General features: G+C 64.2%; 15 protein-coding genes. 6 read left to right on the top strand and 9 right to left on the bottom strand.

Annotated features, from left to right (window positions below):
* Window positions 1-8 precede the first annotated feature (8 nt).
* Window positions 9-353 (bottom strand): protoglobin domain-containing protein, encoded by a 345-nt coding sequence (locus V7Q53_RS03590; RefSeq protein WP_333827008.1) that lies wholly within the window; start codon window positions 351-353, stop codon window positions 9-11.
* A gap of 245 nt (window positions 354-598) precedes the next feature.
* On the opposite strand from V7Q53_RS03590, the gene V7Q53_RS03585 reads away from it, so the two are divergent.
* Complete coding sequence (locus V7Q53_RS03585; protein WP_333827007.1) at window positions 599-1,600, top strand: CheB methylesterase domain-containing protein; 1,002 nt, start codon at window positions 599-601, stop codon at window positions 1,598-1,600.
* Between the two features lie 7 nt (window positions 1,601-1,607).
* Complete coding sequence (locus tag V7Q53_RS03580) at window positions 1,608-2,156, top strand: chemotaxis protein CheD (RefSeq protein ID WP_333827006.1); 549 nt, start codon at window positions 1,608-1,610, stop codon at window positions 2,154-2,156.
* 70 nt (window positions 2,157-2,226) lie between these two features.
* Here V7Q53_RS03580 and V7Q53_RS03575 read toward each other — a convergent pair whose 3' ends face one another.
* Window positions 2,227-2,685, bottom strand: coding sequence for an Lrp/AsnC family transcriptional regulator (locus V7Q53_RS03575; RefSeq protein ID WP_333827005.1), 459 nt, complete (start codon window positions 2,683-2,685; stop codon window positions 2,227-2,229).
* 144 nt (window positions 2,686-2,829) lie between these two features.
* Between V7Q53_RS03575 and V7Q53_RS03570 the strand changes: the two genes are divergently transcribed.
* Window positions 2,830-6,231 (top strand): indolepyruvate ferredoxin oxidoreductase family protein, encoded by a 3,402-nt coding sequence (locus V7Q53_RS03570; RefSeq protein ID WP_333827004.1) that lies wholly within the window; start codon window positions 2,830-2,832, stop codon window positions 6,229-6,231.
* A 3-nt stretch (window positions 6,232-6,234) separates the two neighbouring features.
* Here the strand turns inward: V7Q53_RS03570 and V7Q53_RS03565 are convergent, their stop codons facing one another.
* The 3 genes from V7Q53_RS03565 to V7Q53_RS03555 form a co-directional block, all read right to left on the bottom strand.
* Window positions 6,235-6,576 carry a carboxymuconolactone decarboxylase family protein gene (locus tag V7Q53_RS03565; protein ID WP_333827003.1) on the bottom strand — a complete coding sequence of 114 codons (342 nt, stop codon included), beginning with the start codon at window positions 6,574-6,576 and terminating at the stop codon, window positions 6,235-6,237.
* A 77-nt stretch (window positions 6,577-6,653) separates the two neighbouring features.
* Complete coding sequence (locus V7Q53_RS03560; protein ID WP_333827002.1) at window positions 6,654-7,727, bottom strand: NAD(P)/FAD-dependent oxidoreductase; 1,074 nt, start codon at window positions 7,725-7,727, stop codon at window positions 6,654-6,656.
* A 57-nt stretch (window positions 7,728-7,784) separates the two neighbouring features.
* Window positions 7,785-9,752, bottom strand: a complete 1,968-nt coding sequence (locus V7Q53_RS03555) for a lytic transglycosylase domain-containing protein (RefSeq protein WP_333827001.1) — start codon at window positions 9,750-9,752, stop codon at window positions 7,785-7,787.
* A gap of 122 nt (window positions 9,753-9,874) precedes the next feature.
* Between V7Q53_RS03555 and dapA the strand changes: the two genes are divergently transcribed.
* Window positions 9,875-10,750, top strand: a complete 876-nt coding sequence (gene dapA, locus V7Q53_RS03550; protein WP_333827000.1) for a 4-hydroxy-tetrahydrodipicolinate synthase — start codon at window positions 9,875-9,877, stop codon at window positions 10,748-10,750.
* Between the two features lie 21 nt (window positions 10,751-10,771).
* On the opposite strand, the gene V7Q53_RS03545 is transcribed toward dapA, so the two are convergent.
* From V7Q53_RS03545 to leuC, 4 genes are all read right to left on the bottom strand, one after another.
* Window positions 10,772-11,812 carry an endonuclease/exonuclease/phosphatase family protein gene (locus tag V7Q53_RS03545; RefSeq protein WP_333826999.1) on the bottom strand — a complete coding sequence of 347 codons (1,041 nt, stop codon included), beginning with the start codon at window positions 11,810-11,812 and terminating at the stop codon, window positions 10,772-10,774.
* A 14-nt stretch (window positions 11,813-11,826) separates the two neighbouring features.
* A complete protein-coding gene (locus V7Q53_RS03540; protein ID WP_333826998.1) occupies window positions 11,827-12,678 on the bottom strand; it encodes a hypothetical protein in 852 nt (283 codons plus the stop codon).
* Between the two features lie 242 nt (window positions 12,679-12,920).
* Window positions 12,921-13,526 carry a 3-isopropylmalate dehydratase small subunit gene (leuD, locus tag V7Q53_RS03535; RefSeq protein ID WP_333826997.1) on the bottom strand — a complete coding sequence of 202 codons (606 nt, stop codon included), beginning with the start codon at window positions 13,524-13,526 and terminating at the stop codon, window positions 12,921-12,923.
* Between the two features lie 12 nt (window positions 13,527-13,538).
* On the bottom strand, window positions 13,539-14,960 hold the full coding sequence (gene leuC, locus V7Q53_RS03530; RefSeq protein WP_333826996.1) for a 3-isopropylmalate dehydratase large subunit: 1,422 nt from the start codon (window positions 14,958-14,960) through the stop codon (window positions 13,539-13,541).
* A gap of 344 nt (window positions 14,961-15,304) precedes the next feature.
* Between leuC and rsfS the strand changes: the two genes are divergently transcribed.
* Both rsfS and rlmH read left to right on the top strand, forming a co-directional pair.
* A complete protein-coding gene (rsfS, locus tag V7Q53_RS03525) occupies window positions 15,305-15,724 on the top strand; it encodes a ribosome silencing factor (protein ID WP_333826995.1) in 420 nt (139 codons plus the stop codon).
* Window positions 15,724-16,194: a 23S rRNA (pseudouridine(1915)-N(3))-methyltransferase RlmH gene (gene rlmH, locus V7Q53_RS03520; RefSeq protein ID WP_333826994.1), complete on the top strand. Its 471-nt coding sequence runs from the start codon at window positions 15,724-15,726 to the stop codon at window positions 16,192-16,194. The genes rsfS and rlmH overlap by 1 nt, the downstream gene beginning before the upstream one ends.
* Window positions 16,195-16,199 lie beyond the last annotated feature (5 nt).

Genomic DNA, 16,199 nt, shown 5'->3' with positions numbered 1-16,199 from the left:
CATGGCTGTCAGCTTTCCATACGGAACTGGTCGACAAGCCCCGGCATGGCGCAGTTCTCATGCGCCATTCCGATGCGCCGGGTCGATTCGACACATCCGGGGCCGAAGTTCCCCAATGCGATCTGGAGCCCATGTGCTTTCCGAGCAGCCTCGGCGCCTTCGATGTCCTCACGAAACAGCCGCCGCAGTTCAGACCGGGAGCGGACTGCTTTGTACAGATGTTCCAGCGCCTGATCGACGCCCTCTTCCAATACCGGCGCAAGGCGTCTCAGCCGATTGCGGGCGTCTTCGTCGATTCGGACGAACTGCCGCCGCTTACTGATCTCATCGGCCTGCAGGTATATCGCTTCCATTCACGGTCTCCGAATCAAGGTGGACTCTGTGCGTATCGTCCCGGGCTGACGGCACCATTCGGCTGCGTTCCGGTGCGTTCCTTCCTCAGGCCTAACGCCTGCGGGTGAAAAACGTCTTAACGGCAGAAAAGCGATCATGCGGAAGCGCGAAATAGTTCCGATCTTTCGGAGCTCTTAATCTTTTGGGGTCATGCATGTTCTGTGGCCGGTGATCCTGGCCGCGACAAACAGTGCAGGAAACGCCAGTGACTCGACCTCGTGTATTGCTTGCTGACGACCGTCCGAATCGGTTGCGCCGCGTTGCGCAACAACTCGCGGCAGATGCGTCGATAGAGCTGATGGCGCCGCTGTCAAACCTGACCGACGCGTATAATCTGACGGAGCTTCATCAGCCCGATGTGGTTGTTCTGGGTGAAGAACTTGCGGCACAGCCGGAGTTTCTGATGTTCGGCGCCCTGCTGGAGGCCTTGGGATTGCGCTGTGTCATCTTTGGCGGCGCGGGCTCCCTGTATGCCCGCACCGGCGGGAGGGCAGAGTTTGCGGTGTTTGACGACAGCTTCAATGCCGATTCGATCCGGCTTTGCGTTGCAGGCAAGCCAAGGATTACGCCGATGGAGCGGCTTCGGCCCACGGCGTCACCGCCGAGGCAAGCCGACGCGGCCTATTCGCGCTGTGTGGTTATCGGCTCTTCGACCGGCGGCATTGAGGCACTGCTGAGCGTTCTCTCGGCCTATCCGCCGAATTGCCCGCCAACGCTGATCGTGCAGCATATCCGACCTGAATTCGTTTCGGGGCTGGTTCAGCGGCTGGACCGGCATTGCCTTGCCAGGGTGAGCGAGGCGCGAGAGGGCGCGCCGCTCGCGGCCGGGCAGGTCTATGTTGCGCCGGAAGACAGGCGCCATCTTGTGGTTCGCGCCGGCAGAACACCGTATTGTCGTCTGATTCACGGTGAGCCCGTGTCAGGCCATCGCCCCTCGGTTGATGTGCTGTTTCAGTCGGCAGCGGCGCTGGGCGAGAGTGTTGTTGGCGTGTTGTTGACCGGTATGGGGCGAGATGGCGCTGAAGGACTGCTGGAAATCAGGCACAACGGCGGCCGGACCATCGCGCAGGACAAGCATACCAGTACGGTGTATGGCATGCCGCGCGCGGCGGTCGAGATCGGTGCGGTCATGCAGGAATTGCCGTTGCCGCGCATCGGATCGGCGATCCTGATGGCGTGCCGGGATTCCGGTGCCTTGGCAGGTTGAGGGCATCATGGCTGAGCAGGGAAAGAACATCATCAATGTCATTCAGGGGGAGTTTCGGGTTTCGAAGCGCCCGGAGGATGTCATCACCACAATCCTTGGTTCCTGCGTTTCTGCCTGTATTTATGATCCGGTGCGTCGAATTGGCGGGATGAATCATTTCCTGCTTCCCGGCACCGATCCGCGCGAGCGCCAGAATATCAAATACGGCGCTTATGCCATGGAACAGCTGATCAACGCTCTGTTGCGGGGCGGGGCACAGCGCAGCAGTCTGGAGGCAAAGCTTTTCGGCGGCGCGAGCGTGGTGCGACAGCTTTCAGATATCGGGAAGAACAACGCGGAATTCGCCAGGGCATTCCTGAAAGACGAAGGGATTCACCTGGCGGCCCATTGCCTCGGCGGGACGCAGGGCAGAAGGATCCGGTTCTGGCCGCACACCGGGCGGGCGCAGGCAATGCTGATGCAGGCGACGAATGACGGGCCGGCCGTGCCCTCCGAAATCTTCAAAAGCCAGGCCATACCGCTGGCGCCGACAGCCGGGGAGGTGGATCTCTTCTGAACGCCGACCGTGCCGCCGGGCCTGCACCGACGACACATCAGCCCGGGGGCTGCTTTTCCCGGCTCTGCGCTCAGCCGCGGATGACGGTTTTGCTTTTCACATGCCTGAGTACAAGGTTCGTCTGGATGTTCGCAATCCCATCAAGGCGGAACAGGGTGCGCTCCATGAACGCGTTGAAGGCATCCAGATCCCGGCAGAGAATGCGCAGGTGGTAATCAGCCGTCCCGGTGGTGGCAAAGCAGTCCAGCACCTCGTCATGGCGCAGAACTTCGGCAATGAAGCGGTCAACAATCTCGCGCGTGTGGCGGGTGAGTTGCACATGCAGGATGGCATGAAAACCCATTCCGGCGGCACGGGCATCCACTGCGGCACGGTAGCCCGTGATGATTGCCGCCTCCTCAAGCTGGCGCACCCGCCGCCAGCAGGCTGAGGGGGACATCCCCACGCGATCGGCCAGTTCCTGATTAGTCAGCCGGGCATCCGCCTGCAGATGCTCCAGCAGCCGCCAGTCCCGTTCTTCCAGTTCCATGTTTCTTTCCGGTTATTTTCACCGTTAGAATGCCGATTTCTGATCAAAATAACAACGATCAAACCGCAAAACCGGCACATCTGGCACCTCTTTCCGGTTCGGACGCAGTAAACTTGGCGGCCACCGAACCGGAAAGGCCCAGCCATGAATGCTCCGCTACGCCCGTTGGATGATTATGCCATCAGTGACCGCTACACCCGTCAGGAGGGGCGTGTGTTTCTCACTGGCACGCAGGCGCTGGTGCGGGTGATTCTGGATCAGGCGCGGCGGGACCGGGCGGCGGGGCTGCGGACAGGCGGTCTGGTCTCGGGCTATCGCGGTTCGCCGCTGGGGGCGCTGGATCTGGAGCTCTGGCGCTCGCGCGATCTGCTGAAGGACGGGCGCGTCGAATTTCTGCCTGCGGTCAACGAAGATCTGGCGGCCACGGCCATTCTGGGCAGCCAACAGGTGGAAACGAACCCGAACGCGCAGGTTCAGGGCGTATTCGGCCTCTGGTATGGCAAGGGCCCGGGGGTGGACCGGGCCGGTGATGCGCTCAAACACGGCAATGCCTATGGGTCCAGCCAGCATGGCGGGGTGCTGGTTGTGGCGGGTGATGACCATGGCTGCGTCTCGTCCTCGATGCCGCATCAGTCCGACGTGGCGTTCATGGCGTGGTTCATGCCCACGCTGAACCCTTCAAATGTCGCGGAATTTCTGACCTTCGGCGCCTGGGGCTATGCGTTGTCGCGCTATTCCGGCATGTGGGTTGGGTTCAAGGCCGTCTCGGATGTGGTGGAAAGCGGCATGTCCGTTGTGCTGCCGCGCGAGCGGGTTTTCGTGACGCCTGACCATACCCCCCCGCCCAGCGGCCTGCATTACCGCTGGCCGGACCTGCCCGGCTTCCAGATTGAAGAGCGGATGGAGGCCAAGAAAAAAGCGGTTTTCGCCTTTGCTGATGCCAATCCGATTGACCGGCGCATCCATGATCTGCCCCGCGCGCGCTTCGGCTTTGTCACCACCGGCAAGGCGCATCCTGACCTGATGGAGGCGCTGCGGCTGCTGGGCCTGTCGCGTGACGAATGCGCGCGGCTGGGGATCGACATTTACAAGGTGGGCATGGTCTGGCCGCTGGCGCGGCGGCATGCGCTGGAATTTGTTGCCGGGAAGGAAGAAATCCTCGTGATCGAGGAGAAACGCGGGATCATCGAGAGCCAGCTCAAGGAATATTTCTACGATTGGGATGGCGCCAAGCCGCGGCTGATGGTTGGCAAGAACGATGAGCGTGGCGAAAGGCTGATCCCCTGGACCGGCGAATTGTCGCCGCGTCAGCTTCTGCCCATCGTCGCGCGCCGGCTGGACCGGCTTTTCCCCGGCGAGGGCTTTCCCGCGCGTGCCGAAACCATTCTGGCCGGGCGCGCCAAGGTCCTGAACATCCCCGGGGCAACGCGAACGCCCTATTTCTGCTCTGGCTGCCCGCACAACACCTCCACCAAGGTGCCCGAAGGATCAAAGGCGCTGGCCGGAATTGGCTGCCATTTCATGGCGTCATGGATGAACCGAGAAACCACAAGCCTGATCCAGATGGGCGGTGAGGGGGTCAACTGGGCGGCCTCGTCAAGGTTCACGGGCAATGATCATGTGTTCCAGAATCTGGGCGAGGGAACATGGTATCACTCGGGCAGCATGGCGATCCGGCAAGCGATAGCGGCACGGGCGAATATTACCTACAAGATCTTGTATAATGATGCCGTAGCGATGACGGGCGGGCAGCCGGTTGACGGGCCCATCAGTGTGCAGGCCATCGCCCATATCTGCCGGGCTGAGGGCGTGGAGCGGATTGTGCTGGTGTCCGATGCCATCGACAAGTTCGCGAAGGGCGATTTCCCAGCGGGGACCAGTTTCCATGACCGGCGTGACATGGATGCGGTGCAGCGTGCTCTGCGGGAGGTCAAAGGGGTTTCGGTCCTGATCTATGAGCAGACCTGCGCGACGGAAAAGCGCCGCCGCCGCAAGCGCGGGACGCTCAATGACCCGCAGAAATTCGTGATGATCAACGAGCTGGTCTGCGAGGGGTGCGGCGATTGCTCAAAGGAATCGAACTGCCTGAGCGTGGAGCCGGTTGAAACGGAATTTGGCCCCAAGCGGCGGATCAACCAGTCGAATTGCAACAAGGATTTCAGCTGCCTGAACGGCTTCTGCCCCTCCTTCGTCACCATCGAGGGCGCGCCGCGGCTGAAGCCGGAACCCCGCGCCCATTCGGTGATCGAGGCCGCGCTGACCAGCCTGCCGGAGCCCGACCTGCCGCTGCTGGACAAGCCCTATGACCTGCTGATCACGGGGGTTGGTGGCACGGGGGTTGTGACGGTCGGCGCGCTGATCTCAATGGCTGCGCATCTTGAGGGGCGGGGGGCGTCGGTGCTGGATTTCACCGGATTCGCGCAGAAATTCGGCCCGGTGCTGAGCTATCTGCGACTGGCGCCACGGCCCGCCGAACTGCAGCAGGTGCGCATTGACGCGGCTAGTGCCGATGCGCTGATCGGTTGCGATATCGTGGTGTCGACCGCGCCCAAGGCCAGCGCCTGCCTGCGCCCCGGCACAAGGGCCGTGGTGACGCTGACGGGTATGCCCACCGGGGATATCGTGCTCAACCGTGACGCCAGCCTGGAAATTCCCCAGCGCCTGCAAGCACTTGAGGAAGCGGTGGCGGGGCCGGTCGGGGCGATGGATGCGGGCAGGATGGCTGAAATCCTGCTGGGTGACACGGTCTATGCCAATATGCTGATGCTGGGTTTTGCCTGGCAATCGGGCCTTGTGCCGGTGTCGCTGGCGGCGCTTGACCGGGCGATTGTACTCAACGGGGTCGCGCCTGATATCAACCGCCGCGCCTTTGAGCTGGGGCGGCTGGCGGCCATCAACCCTGCGCTTCTGACTGACGCGGTGGGCGGCGCCCCCAGGGCCGAGACGCTGGAAGAGGTCATCGCGCGGCGGGTGGCCTTCCTGACGGATTACCAGAACGCGGCCTATGGCGCGCGGTATCGGGCAAGGCTGCAGCCGGTGCTGGCGCTGGGCGATGAGGCGCTTTCGCTGGCCGCAGCCCGAAGCCTTTTCAGGCTGATGGCGTATAAGGATGAATATGAGGTCGCGCGCCTGCATCGTGACCCGGGTTTTGCCGCGCGCATCGCGCAAAACTTCGGGCCGGGCGCAAAGATCAGCCACCACCTTGCGCCGCCGCTGTGGCCCACCGGCCATGATGCCCGCGGACGGCCCAACAAACGCCGGTTTTCGGGCGCGCTGACACGCCCGGCCTTTGCGCTGCTGGCGCGGATGAAGGGGCTGCGTGGCACGCCGTTCGATCTGTTCGGCTATCATCCGGAACGCAAGCTGGAACGTGACCTGATCGACTGGTTCGACGCGCTGCTGGCCCGCGCCGCGGCTGAGGCCGGGGCGGACCTGCGGCGCTGGCGGGCCATTCTGGCCGCACCGATGGGCATTCGCGGTTACGGCCCCGTCAAGGCCGAAGCCGCGCGGGTGGTGCGGGCCGAGGTGGAGGCGCAGCTGGGCTGACGCTCAGCCCTGCGCGGCCAGTTGGTCCCAGCATTCCAGCGCTTTGCCCGCGTACATCACTGACGGGCCGCCGCCCATCTGAATGGCCATGCCCAGCACATCGGCCAGCTCTTCGCGGCTTGCGCCGGCCTTCATCAGCGCTTCGACATGAAACCCGATACAGGCCTCGCAGCGCACGGCAATTGAAATGCCAAGCGCGACATATTCCTTTTCCTTCACCCCCAGCACGCCCCCCTCCTTGACGCCCTTTGACAAAGTGGCGAAGCCCTTCATCGCGTCAGGAACGGTTTTGGCCAATACGCGGCTGCGGTCACGGGTGGCGGCGATATAGTCGATATAGTCCATGACATTCTCTTTCATGCATGTGATTGCCGTGCATCGCATGCACAAAGGCGCGGTGCCTTGACCTGAATCAAGCTGTTTCAGCGAAACCGGGCGGGGCTGAGGGCGGCGAGGATATCGGGCGCAAAGCCCGAAGGGGCGCCGCCTGCGCTTTCCTCCATCACCCGCGCCGCGCCGACCGAGGCCAGAAAACCCTGACCGCCCTGACCGGCACACCACAGAAACCCGGGCTCCAGCGGGTCCGGCCCCAGAACCATGGTGCGGTCCGGCGCGAAAGAGCGCAGCCCGGCCCAGGAGGTTTCGACCCGCGTCACCGGCGTGGTGACCATTTCCTCATAGCGCGCGAGGCCCTCGGCCAGAACCATGTCATCGGCCCAGGCGTCATGCGGCTCTGCCGGGTCTTCCTCTGCGGGCGAGACCAGCAGTTTCCCCGCCTGCGGCTTGGCATACCATGTCTCGCCGGTGCCAAAGATCATCGGCCAGTTGCCGATATCCAGCCCGCCCGGCGCCGGAAGCTGGGCCATCGAGCGGCGATAGGGCTGAATGCCGACGGGCGGCAGCCCCGCCATCCGGGCGACAAGGTCGGCCCATGCTCCGGCGGCATTGACGATGCGCACGGCCTCGATCACCTCGCCGGTGCCCAGTGTGGCGCGCCAGAACCCGGCCTGCCGTGCCAGCGCGACGACAGGCGCAGCGGTGCGCAGGGTACCGCCGTTCTGGCGTAGTTTCCGGGTGTGAAGCTGCATCAGCAGATCGGTGTCGATGTCCTGCGCGGCATCGGTAAACGCGGCCAGCGCAACCCGGTCAGGGTTGAGAACGGGCACGATCGCCAGCGCCTCGGCGGGGCTGATCGCGGTCATCCGCAGATCGTCACGGTCGGTGGCAAAGGCTGCGCTTTCATGGCGCTGCGCCACCAGCAGAAAGCCGCGCGGGCTGAGAACGCCCATATCGGCCAGTTCCTCCCCGCTGGCCCGGGCCATGGCGATGGTGGCGGGTGCGCCGTAATCGGCCTCATAAAGCGCGGCGGAGCGCCCCGATGCGTGGAAGCCCGCCGATGCCTCCGCCTCCACCACCAGGACGGAACCCAGCGCAGACAGGCGCGCCGCAGTGGAAAGCCCGGCAATGCCGCCGCCGATGATCAGGTAATCCAGCATGGTCCCTCATGTTTCGCATGCGAAACTGGCAGAAGCCCGCCGCCGCTGCAAGCCACTCTACTGCCCGCGCAGGATCTCGCTCAGCCGGACCGGGCCGCTTTCGCCGCTCAGGATCGCGCGATACAGGATCAGCGATTCCAGCACCCGCATCACATAGTTGCGGGTTTCGGCGAAAGGAATGCGCTCCACCCAGTCGATCGGGTCAGTCGCCGGGTCGCGCGGGTCGCCGAATTCGGTGATCCAGCGGCGCGGGCGCCCGGGCCCGGCATTATAGCCCGCTGCAACCAGCGGCAGCGCGCCGAATTCGCTGATCAGCTGCTCCAGATAGGCGGCGCCCAGAAGGGCGTTGAACTCAGGGTCGGTGGTCAGGCGCGCGGGGTCATAGGCAATGCCAAGCCGCCGCGCCATCAGCTCTCCGGTGCCGGGCAGAACCTGAAGCAGACCGCGCGCATCGGCATGGCTGACCACGGCAGGGTCAAACTCGCTTTCGCGCCGGGCAATGGCCATGACCAGATCTGTGGGGGCGGGCAGGGTGGTATTCTCAAGCCCGGTGCGCGGGAAATAGGCTGTGGGCAGAACGATACCTGACTGAACCGCCAGCTTGGCGATGTTGACCGCAAAGTTGGGCTCCCCACGCTCCAGCCAGAGTTGGGAAAGCGCGCCCAGCTCGGCCTCAGTCTCAAGCGAGCGGGCAAGATGGAGGATGAAGCGGCGCGCCTCATGCCACTGACCGGCGCGGTGCAGCAAAAGGGCGACCTGCAGCAGATCAGATTGCGCCAGCGAGGTTTCACGCCAGTCCGGATAGTCAGGGGTGGACAGCAAGGCCGGGTCAATGGGCAGGCCCGCGCGCTCGGCGGCAAGCTGGCCATAATAGGCGGTCTGGTGCTCGGCCCCGAATTCATAGGCGGCGCGGGCATTCCCCGCCTGACCCAGCGCCTCATAGGCGCGCCCCTCCCAGTATCCGGCGCGGCCAAGGCTGATGGGGCTGGACACCCGCACCCGGATCGCCGCGAAATGGCGCAGCGCGTTTTGCGGATCGTTCAGGTGGCGTAGGGCGAAAAAGCCCGCCAGCCACTCCAGATCGACCATCTGCACGCCGTCTTCCAGCCCGTGACGGGCCGCCATCTCATAGCCCGCCTGATATTGCCCCTCAGCCAGTGCGCGGCGCACCAGCCGTTGGCGGCCCGTCGCCCAGGCCGCCGGGCGACCCAGCCGGTCAGGGGAGCGTTCGCGCAGCAGCTCCGCCGCCTCATCCAACAGGCCGCTGTTCAGTCGCCACTGGAAGCGGTCATGGGCAAGGCCCGGATCATCGGCCAGCGCGGCGGGAACGGCGCCGATCAGCGCATTCACCCCGCTTTCGCGTGCCTGAAGCGCCAGCCGGGCACGACCAAGCGCTGCGTGGCCAGCCGATACCCGCTCAACCATGCGCGAGGCGCTCTGTGTGGCGCCGCTCCAGAGCATGGCATCAAGCCGGGCGGTGTGAAGCTCAGCCAGTTGCGTGCCAAAGCGGGCCAGCAGCCGGTTTTCCTGAGCCGCGCTCAGAACCTGCCCCTGCCACATCGTGCGGGCCAGCGCGAGCGCGCGGTCATGATCGCCGGTCGCTTCGAGCGCGGAAAAAAGGGCCATGGCGCCGGTCGCGGTCAGCGGCTCGTGCGCGGCGAACCAGGCGATCACCTCCTGCGGGGTGGCGTTGCTCAGCGTGGCTTCGGCCTGCCTGCGCAGGGTGTCAATCGCGGGCCAATGCGGATAGGCCTCGATAAAGCCCGCATAGTCAGCAAGCCGGGGGCTGAGCCCGTCACGCAGGTATTGCCACAGGGCGATGCGTGTGCCCAACTGCCCCGCCAACGCCTGAAGCTGGCTGATGCGGGCAGTGTCGCCCGCCTCGAATGCGCCGACCAACGCGCCGATGGCCCCGGCCGCGCGGGGCGGCGGGGGTGTTTCGCGGGCGGTCACGGTGCCGGTGGTCAGGGCCAGCAGGCCCGCTGCCAGCGCGGTTTTCAAAGGGGCTGTCAAGGTGATGCGCATCGTTGTGTCTTGAAAAGGTCCGGAAGAGAGTCTAACCGCCTGAAGCGCATGCGCAACACACAAACCAGTCAGCCTTGGCGCGCAGGAACTGCTCACAGCACCGTCAGAAGGAGAAGATAAAGATGTTTCGAGGATCCCTTCCTGCGCTGGTGACGCCGTTCAAGGACGGCGCCGTGGACTTTGCCGCGCTTGAAGCGCTGGTGGAGTGGCATGTGAGCGAGGGCAGCCATGGTCTGGTGCCGGTTGGCACTACTGGGGAAAGCCCGACGCTGACCCATGAGGAACACGAGCAGGTGATCGACGCGGTGGTCAGGGCCGCTGCCGGGCGCATCCCGGTGATCGCGGGCGCCGGATCGAACAACACCGTTGAGGCGATCCGCTTCACGCGTCACGCCGAGTCGGTGGGGGCAGCGGCGGCGCTGATTGTGACGCCCTATTACAACAAGCCCACGCAGGCCGGGCTGATCGCGCATTTCCGCGCGGTGCATGATTGCTGCGATCTGCCGATCATCATCTACAACATTCCCGGTCGCTCGGTCGTTGACATGATGCCGGACACGATGGGCGAACTGGCAAAACTGCCGCGCATCATCGGGGTGAAGGACGCGACCGGCAAGATCGAGCGCGTGTCGATGCAGCGCGAAAGCTGCGGCGCGGATTTCATCCAGCTTTCGGGTGAGGATGCGACGGCGCTTGGCTTCAACGCGCATGGCGGGATTGGCTGCATTTCGGTGACGGCGAATGTTGCGCCGCGTCTGTGCGCCGAGTTTCAGGAGGCGACGCTGGCGGGCGACTATGCCAGGGCGCTCGCCTATCAGGACCGGCTGATGCCGCTGCACACCGCGATCTTTCTTGAGCCGGGGCTGGCGGGCGCGAAATATGGCCTTTCGCGGCTGGGCATGTGCAGCGAAGAGGTGCGCCTGCCGCTGCTGACGGTAACCGCAAAGACGCGGGACGCGATGGATGCCGCGATGCGCCATGCCGGGCTGATCAACTGAGGCACCTTCCGGGGGGGCGCATCAGGGCCCCTGCGGCAGAATATCTGTCCAGACCAGCGCATGGCGCGCCGGTGGCTCGGGCCAGAGGGTGCCACTGTCCAGCACCTGCGCCGAGGCGTCCGGCAGGATAAAGCTGACCCGCATGGGGCCGGGCGCGTCCGGCCAATAGGCTGTGGCGGTGTCATCGGTCGTTGTGCCGGGGCGGCGGCCCGCCGGCTGCGGGTCTTGCAGCGCGGGATGGGTGAGCAGTGCCTGCATGGCCGAACGGATGCCGTCACCGGCATCCGGATCAAGGTTGCTGTTCCCCATCAGTGCAAAGGGCGCTGTCGGTGGCGTGACGGGCAGCGCGCCGTTCAGAAGGTGCTGCCAGAAGGCGTTTTCATCATGGTTGCGGCGCCGGTTGCGATCAAGCCGGCCGCCAAAGACAGGCGGCCCGGCATGCCATGTGAGCAAGGTCAGAACGCGGCCATCGGGAAGGCGTACAGGCACCTGCCAGTGGCCGGTGCTGGAAAGGCGCTGAATTGCAAAGACCTCCGGTGACGGGAAGGTTGCGCCGTCTTGCAGCGGGATCAGGGCATCGGGAAGGTCGCGCCACAGGAAGGCGGAATGGTCCTGCACGGCATCCCCCCCGATCGGATAGCGCGAGAGGATCGCCATGCCGCCCGCCCCGGCAAACCGCCCGTAGCCCTGCGCATCATCGGGGGTGCCGGTGCGCCCGTCACCATCCAGATCAAGCCCCGTCGCCATGCCGGTATTGGGCCGCAGCGCAAAGCGATGCGGAAGCGGGTGCCCGCCCTCGCCCAGCAGGTCGGCGAAGGCGTGCAGGGCGGTGTTGTTCAGGTCATAATCCATGCGCAGAAGCAGCAGGATATCGGGGCGGGTGGCAAGGATGACATCGCGTGCGGCGAGGATGTCCGCCTCATTCCGGCGGATATCACGCAGCAGCAGGCCCGGCCCGTCGCGCCCCAGTTCGGAGTGAAGAACCGCCAGCCGCAGGGGTTGCGCCATGGCGGCAAGGGGAAACAGCGCAAGCAGGGTAAGGGTGGCCAGCAGCAGTTGCACTGCAGCGGTGGTAGTCAGGCAGCGGCGAAAGCGTTGCCTTCGGTATCGGCAAAGCGACGCCGGTTGGCGCGGATCATCCGTGCCACGCGGATCATCGCAACGCCGCGCATCATCAGACTGACCGGCAGATAGGCCCAAAGCGCAATTCCCCAGACAAACCCCGTGGGCGATTGCAGTGTCAGCGGCTGCACCAGCAGCGCCGAGGCAAAGACAAGTCCCGGCAGCAAGAATGGCAGCAGAAACCCTAACAAGATATTAATGCGGGCCTGACGCAGCAGCCGTTGCACCACGTCATTCCCCGCCGTCGGGTCAAAAGTGGGCAGGTTGATCCAGACGTTGAACGGCCCGCTCCCCATGGGCCAGACGTCCAGCCGGATCGCGGTGACGAACCCCAGCACCGTGGTGATGCCGAGAAGCAGCGCGAGCGAAGCCCCCTGCTGAACCATCGCCAGATGCTCAGCCGGAAGGTTGTCTGGCAGGGCACTGACCAGAAAGCGGACAGGGCTGAAGGCAAAGTCGAATAACGCGGCGCAGCTCATCGCAAGCCCGTTCACCAGCGTCGAAAGATCGCCCGGGTCACTCTGATGGCGCAGGATCAGGGCCAGAAGCGTGGCCAGCAGCGCCAGCAGCATGAAGCGGGTGCGGTTGAAGGGCGCGGCAAAGCGGAATTCGATCAGGCCCGGATAGGGGGACGAATATTCGGCAAAGATGACACCTGCCGCGAAGAGGGCGAGCAGAATGACGATCTGCGCGGTTTCCGGTGTTGTCACGGGAACCATGACCGCAGGCAGGATGACCAGCGCGGCAACCAGAAAGGCCCGCAATGCGGCCCCGGGGAAATTCGACTTCACCTTTGGCTCACCCATGCTCGTGCTGTATCCCGGCCGGGTTGTACCGGGTGCCTTGTTGTTGCGACCGCCGAATGTGGCGGCCCGCCTCAATTTTGACACAATCCTGCCCAATTTGACCGGCCCCCGCAATGCTTTAACGGAGTGTCCTGAATCTCTGCAGCATTTTCGAGGTGAAAGTGTCGCAGGTTTGCATCAATTCTTTGGAAAAAATAAGGCACCCCGCCGGGGTGCCCCAAGATGTTGTGTGCTGCCGGCTGTCAGGCCCAAGGATACAGTGTCTTGGCTTTTCCCTCAAACGCGTCGATCGCGCTCACTTTTTCCAGCGTCAGCCCGATATCATCCAGCCCGTTGAGCAGGCAGTGCTTCTTGAAAGCGTCAATCTCGAAGGGGAATTGCTTGCCGTCCGATGCCGTGATGACCTGATTTTCCAGATCGACGGTTATGCGGGCGTTGGCACCCTTGCGGGCATCCTCCATCAGGATGGCGACCTGATCTTCGGGCAGAGTGATCGGCAGGATGCCGTTCTTGAAGCAGTTGTTGAAGAAGATATCCGCGAAAGAGGTGCTGATGACGCAGCGGATGCCGAAATCCAGCAGCGCCCAGGGCGCATGTTCGCGCGACGAGCCGCAGCCGAAGTTATCACCGGCGATGATGATTTCGGCATTGCGATACGCGGGCTGGTTGAGCACGAAATCCGGGATTTCAGCGCCGTCCTGCGTGAAGCGCATCTCATCGAACAGGTTCTTGCCCAGCCCCGAGCGCTTGATGGTCTTCAGGAACTGCTTGGGGATGATCATGTCGGTGTCGATATTGACCAGCGGCATGGGTGCGGCGATGCCGGTCAGGGTGTTGAATTTATCCATGTTCTCTCTCCCTCAGACCGACTCGGCCATCATCTCGCGCACATCGGTCAGACGGCCGGTGATCGCCGCCGCCGCTGCCATGGCGGGGCTGAGCAGATGGGTGCGCCCGCCGCGGCCCTGACGGCCTTCAAAATTGCGGTTTGACGTGGCCGCACAGCGCTCACCGGGAGAAAGCTGGTCCGGGTTCATGGCCAGACACATCGAACAACCGGCCAGACGCCATTCAAAACCGGCGTCAATGAAGATCTGCGCCAGCCCCTCTTCCTCGGCCTGCGCCCGCACAAGGCCCGAGCCGGGAACGACCATGGCGCGCAGCCCGTCCTTGATCTTCTTGCCCCTCAGGATCGCGGCGGCGGCGCGCAGGTCTTCGATGCGCCCGTTGGTGCAGGAGCCGATGAAAACGGTATCAATGGCGATATCGGTCAGTTTCTGGCCCGGGGTCAGGCCCATGTAGTCCAGCGCGCGTCGGACCGCCTCCACCTTGCCGCCGGTGAAATCCTCGGGCGCGGGGACCACGGCGGTGATCGGCAGCACATCCTCGGGCGAGGTGCCCCAGGTGACGACGGGGGCGATGTCTTCGCCCTTCAGCGTGACAACCTTGTCGAAATGCGCGCCTTCGTCGGTGTAGAGGGTCTTCCAGTAGGCCAGCGCGGCTTCCCATGCGGCGCCCTTGGGTGCGTGCGGGCGCCCTTTGACGTATTCAAAGGTGGTTTCGTCGGGCGCAATCAGGCCCGCGCGCGCGCCACCCTCGATGGCCATGTTGCAGACCGTCATGCGGCCTTCCATGCTCAGCGCGCGGATCGCCTCGCCGCAATATTCGATGACATAGCCGGTGCCGCCCGCGGTGCCGGTTGCGCCGATGACCGACAGCGTGATGTCCTTGGCGGTCACACCCGGGCGCAGTTTGCCGGTGATTTCCACCTTCATGTTCTTGCCCTTGCGCTGGATCAGCGTCTGGGTGGCGAGAACATGCTCAACCTCCGAAGTGCCGATGCCATGCGCGAGCGAGCCGAAGGCGCCATGCGTGGCGGTGTGGCTGTCACCGCAGACTACGGTCATGCCCGGCAGGGTCCAGCCCTGTTCAGGGCCGACAATATGCACGATGCCCTGACGGATATCAGACACGGGATAGTAATGGATGCCGAAATCGACCGCGTTCTTGTCAAGCGCGGCGACCTGGATGCGGCTTTCCTCGGGCATCTGGTCAGGGTTTTCGCGGCCCTCGGTGGTGGGCACGTTGTGATCGGGCACCGCGATGGTTTTCCCGGGTGCGCGCACCGTGCGGCCCGTCATGCGCAGGCCTTCAAAGGCCTGGGGCGAGGTGACTTCATGCACCAGATGACGGTCGATATAGAGCAGGCAGGTGCCATCCTCGGCTTCATCCACCAGATGGGCATCCCAGATTTTATCGTACAGGGTTTTCGGAGCGGTCATGGCTCTTTCTCTTCAATGCAGGAGATTTGGCAAGACAGGGGCGCAGCACCGGGCCGCGCGGAGCAGCGCTCAGCGCAGTCGCGCAAGAACCGACCGGTTTTCGCGGCTGAAGCGCTGCGGCAGGCGCGCGTGGTCGGTCATGTCGAAATACCTGAACATGGCGGCTTGATACGCGCGAATCGCCCTTGAAGCAACCACATTGACGCCGTATCCGGGCAGGCGGGCTGAAGCGCGGTCTGCCCGCCTGCGCGCCGTCCTGCCTGCTGGCAGGGCTGACGCGGCTGTGATAAGCGCCGCGCATTGAGAATCGCCCACATCAATGTTATCTTTGCTCCATCGAAGAAATGCAGGAGGACAGTATTCTGTCGCATATCGACCTGGCCGCCCCTGCGGCCCCCGCCCCGAAGGCTGCGCATGTGACCCCCACAAGCGATGCCATTCTGGAACTGGTCCTGCAATCCCTTGACGATGACAAGGCCGAGGAACTCGTGCAGATTGATCTGCGCGGTCGTTCTTCGGTGGCTGATCACATGGTGATCTGTTCGGGCCGCTCGTCGCGTCAGGTGGCTGCCATTGCCGGAAAGTTGCTGGACCGGCTGAAGGAAACGTTCCGCATCAGCGCCCGTGTCGAAGGCAAGGAAACCGGGGATTGGGTGCTAATCGACACCGGCGATGTGGTTGTCCATGTTTTCCGGCCTGAGGTGCGCGAGTTTTATCAGCTTGAAAAGATGTGGCAAATGATGCCCGGAGGCGAGCGCGTCTGATGCGCCTCCATCTGTGTGCGGTGGGGCGGCTGCGGCCGGGCCCTGAGCGCGTATTGATCGACGATTATCTGCAACGCTTCAACCGGACCGGCCGCGCGCTGGGGCTGGGGCCTGTCACCGAGCATGAGGTCGAGGACCGGCGCGGCAGCGGCATGGCGGGCGAAGCCGCGCTTTTGCAGCGCGCCAGCCCGGCGGGTGCGCGCAGTGTGGTGCTGGATGAGCGCGGTACCCTCCTCTCTTCGCCGGATTTCGCGGCACTGATCGCGCGCTGGCGCGACGACGGCACCGGCGATCTGGCATTTTTTATCGGCGGCGCGGACGGGCTGGACCCGGCGCTGCGCGCCAGCGCCGATTATGCGCTTTCCTTCGGGGCGATGGTCTGGCCGCATATGCTGGTGCGGGTGATGCTGGCCGAGCAGCTTTACCGCGCGGCCAATATTCTGTCTGGCGGCCCTTATCACCGGGTCTGAGTTCA

This window comes from Pararhodobacter sp., from assembly GCF_036802785.1.
Taxonomy (GTDB): domain Bacteria; phylum Pseudomonadota; class Alphaproteobacteria; order Rhodobacterales; family Rhodobacteraceae; genus Pararhodobacter.
The sequence above is the reverse complement of the archived record's forward strand: the minus strand, read 5'-3'. Positions and strand labels throughout refer to the sequence as shown.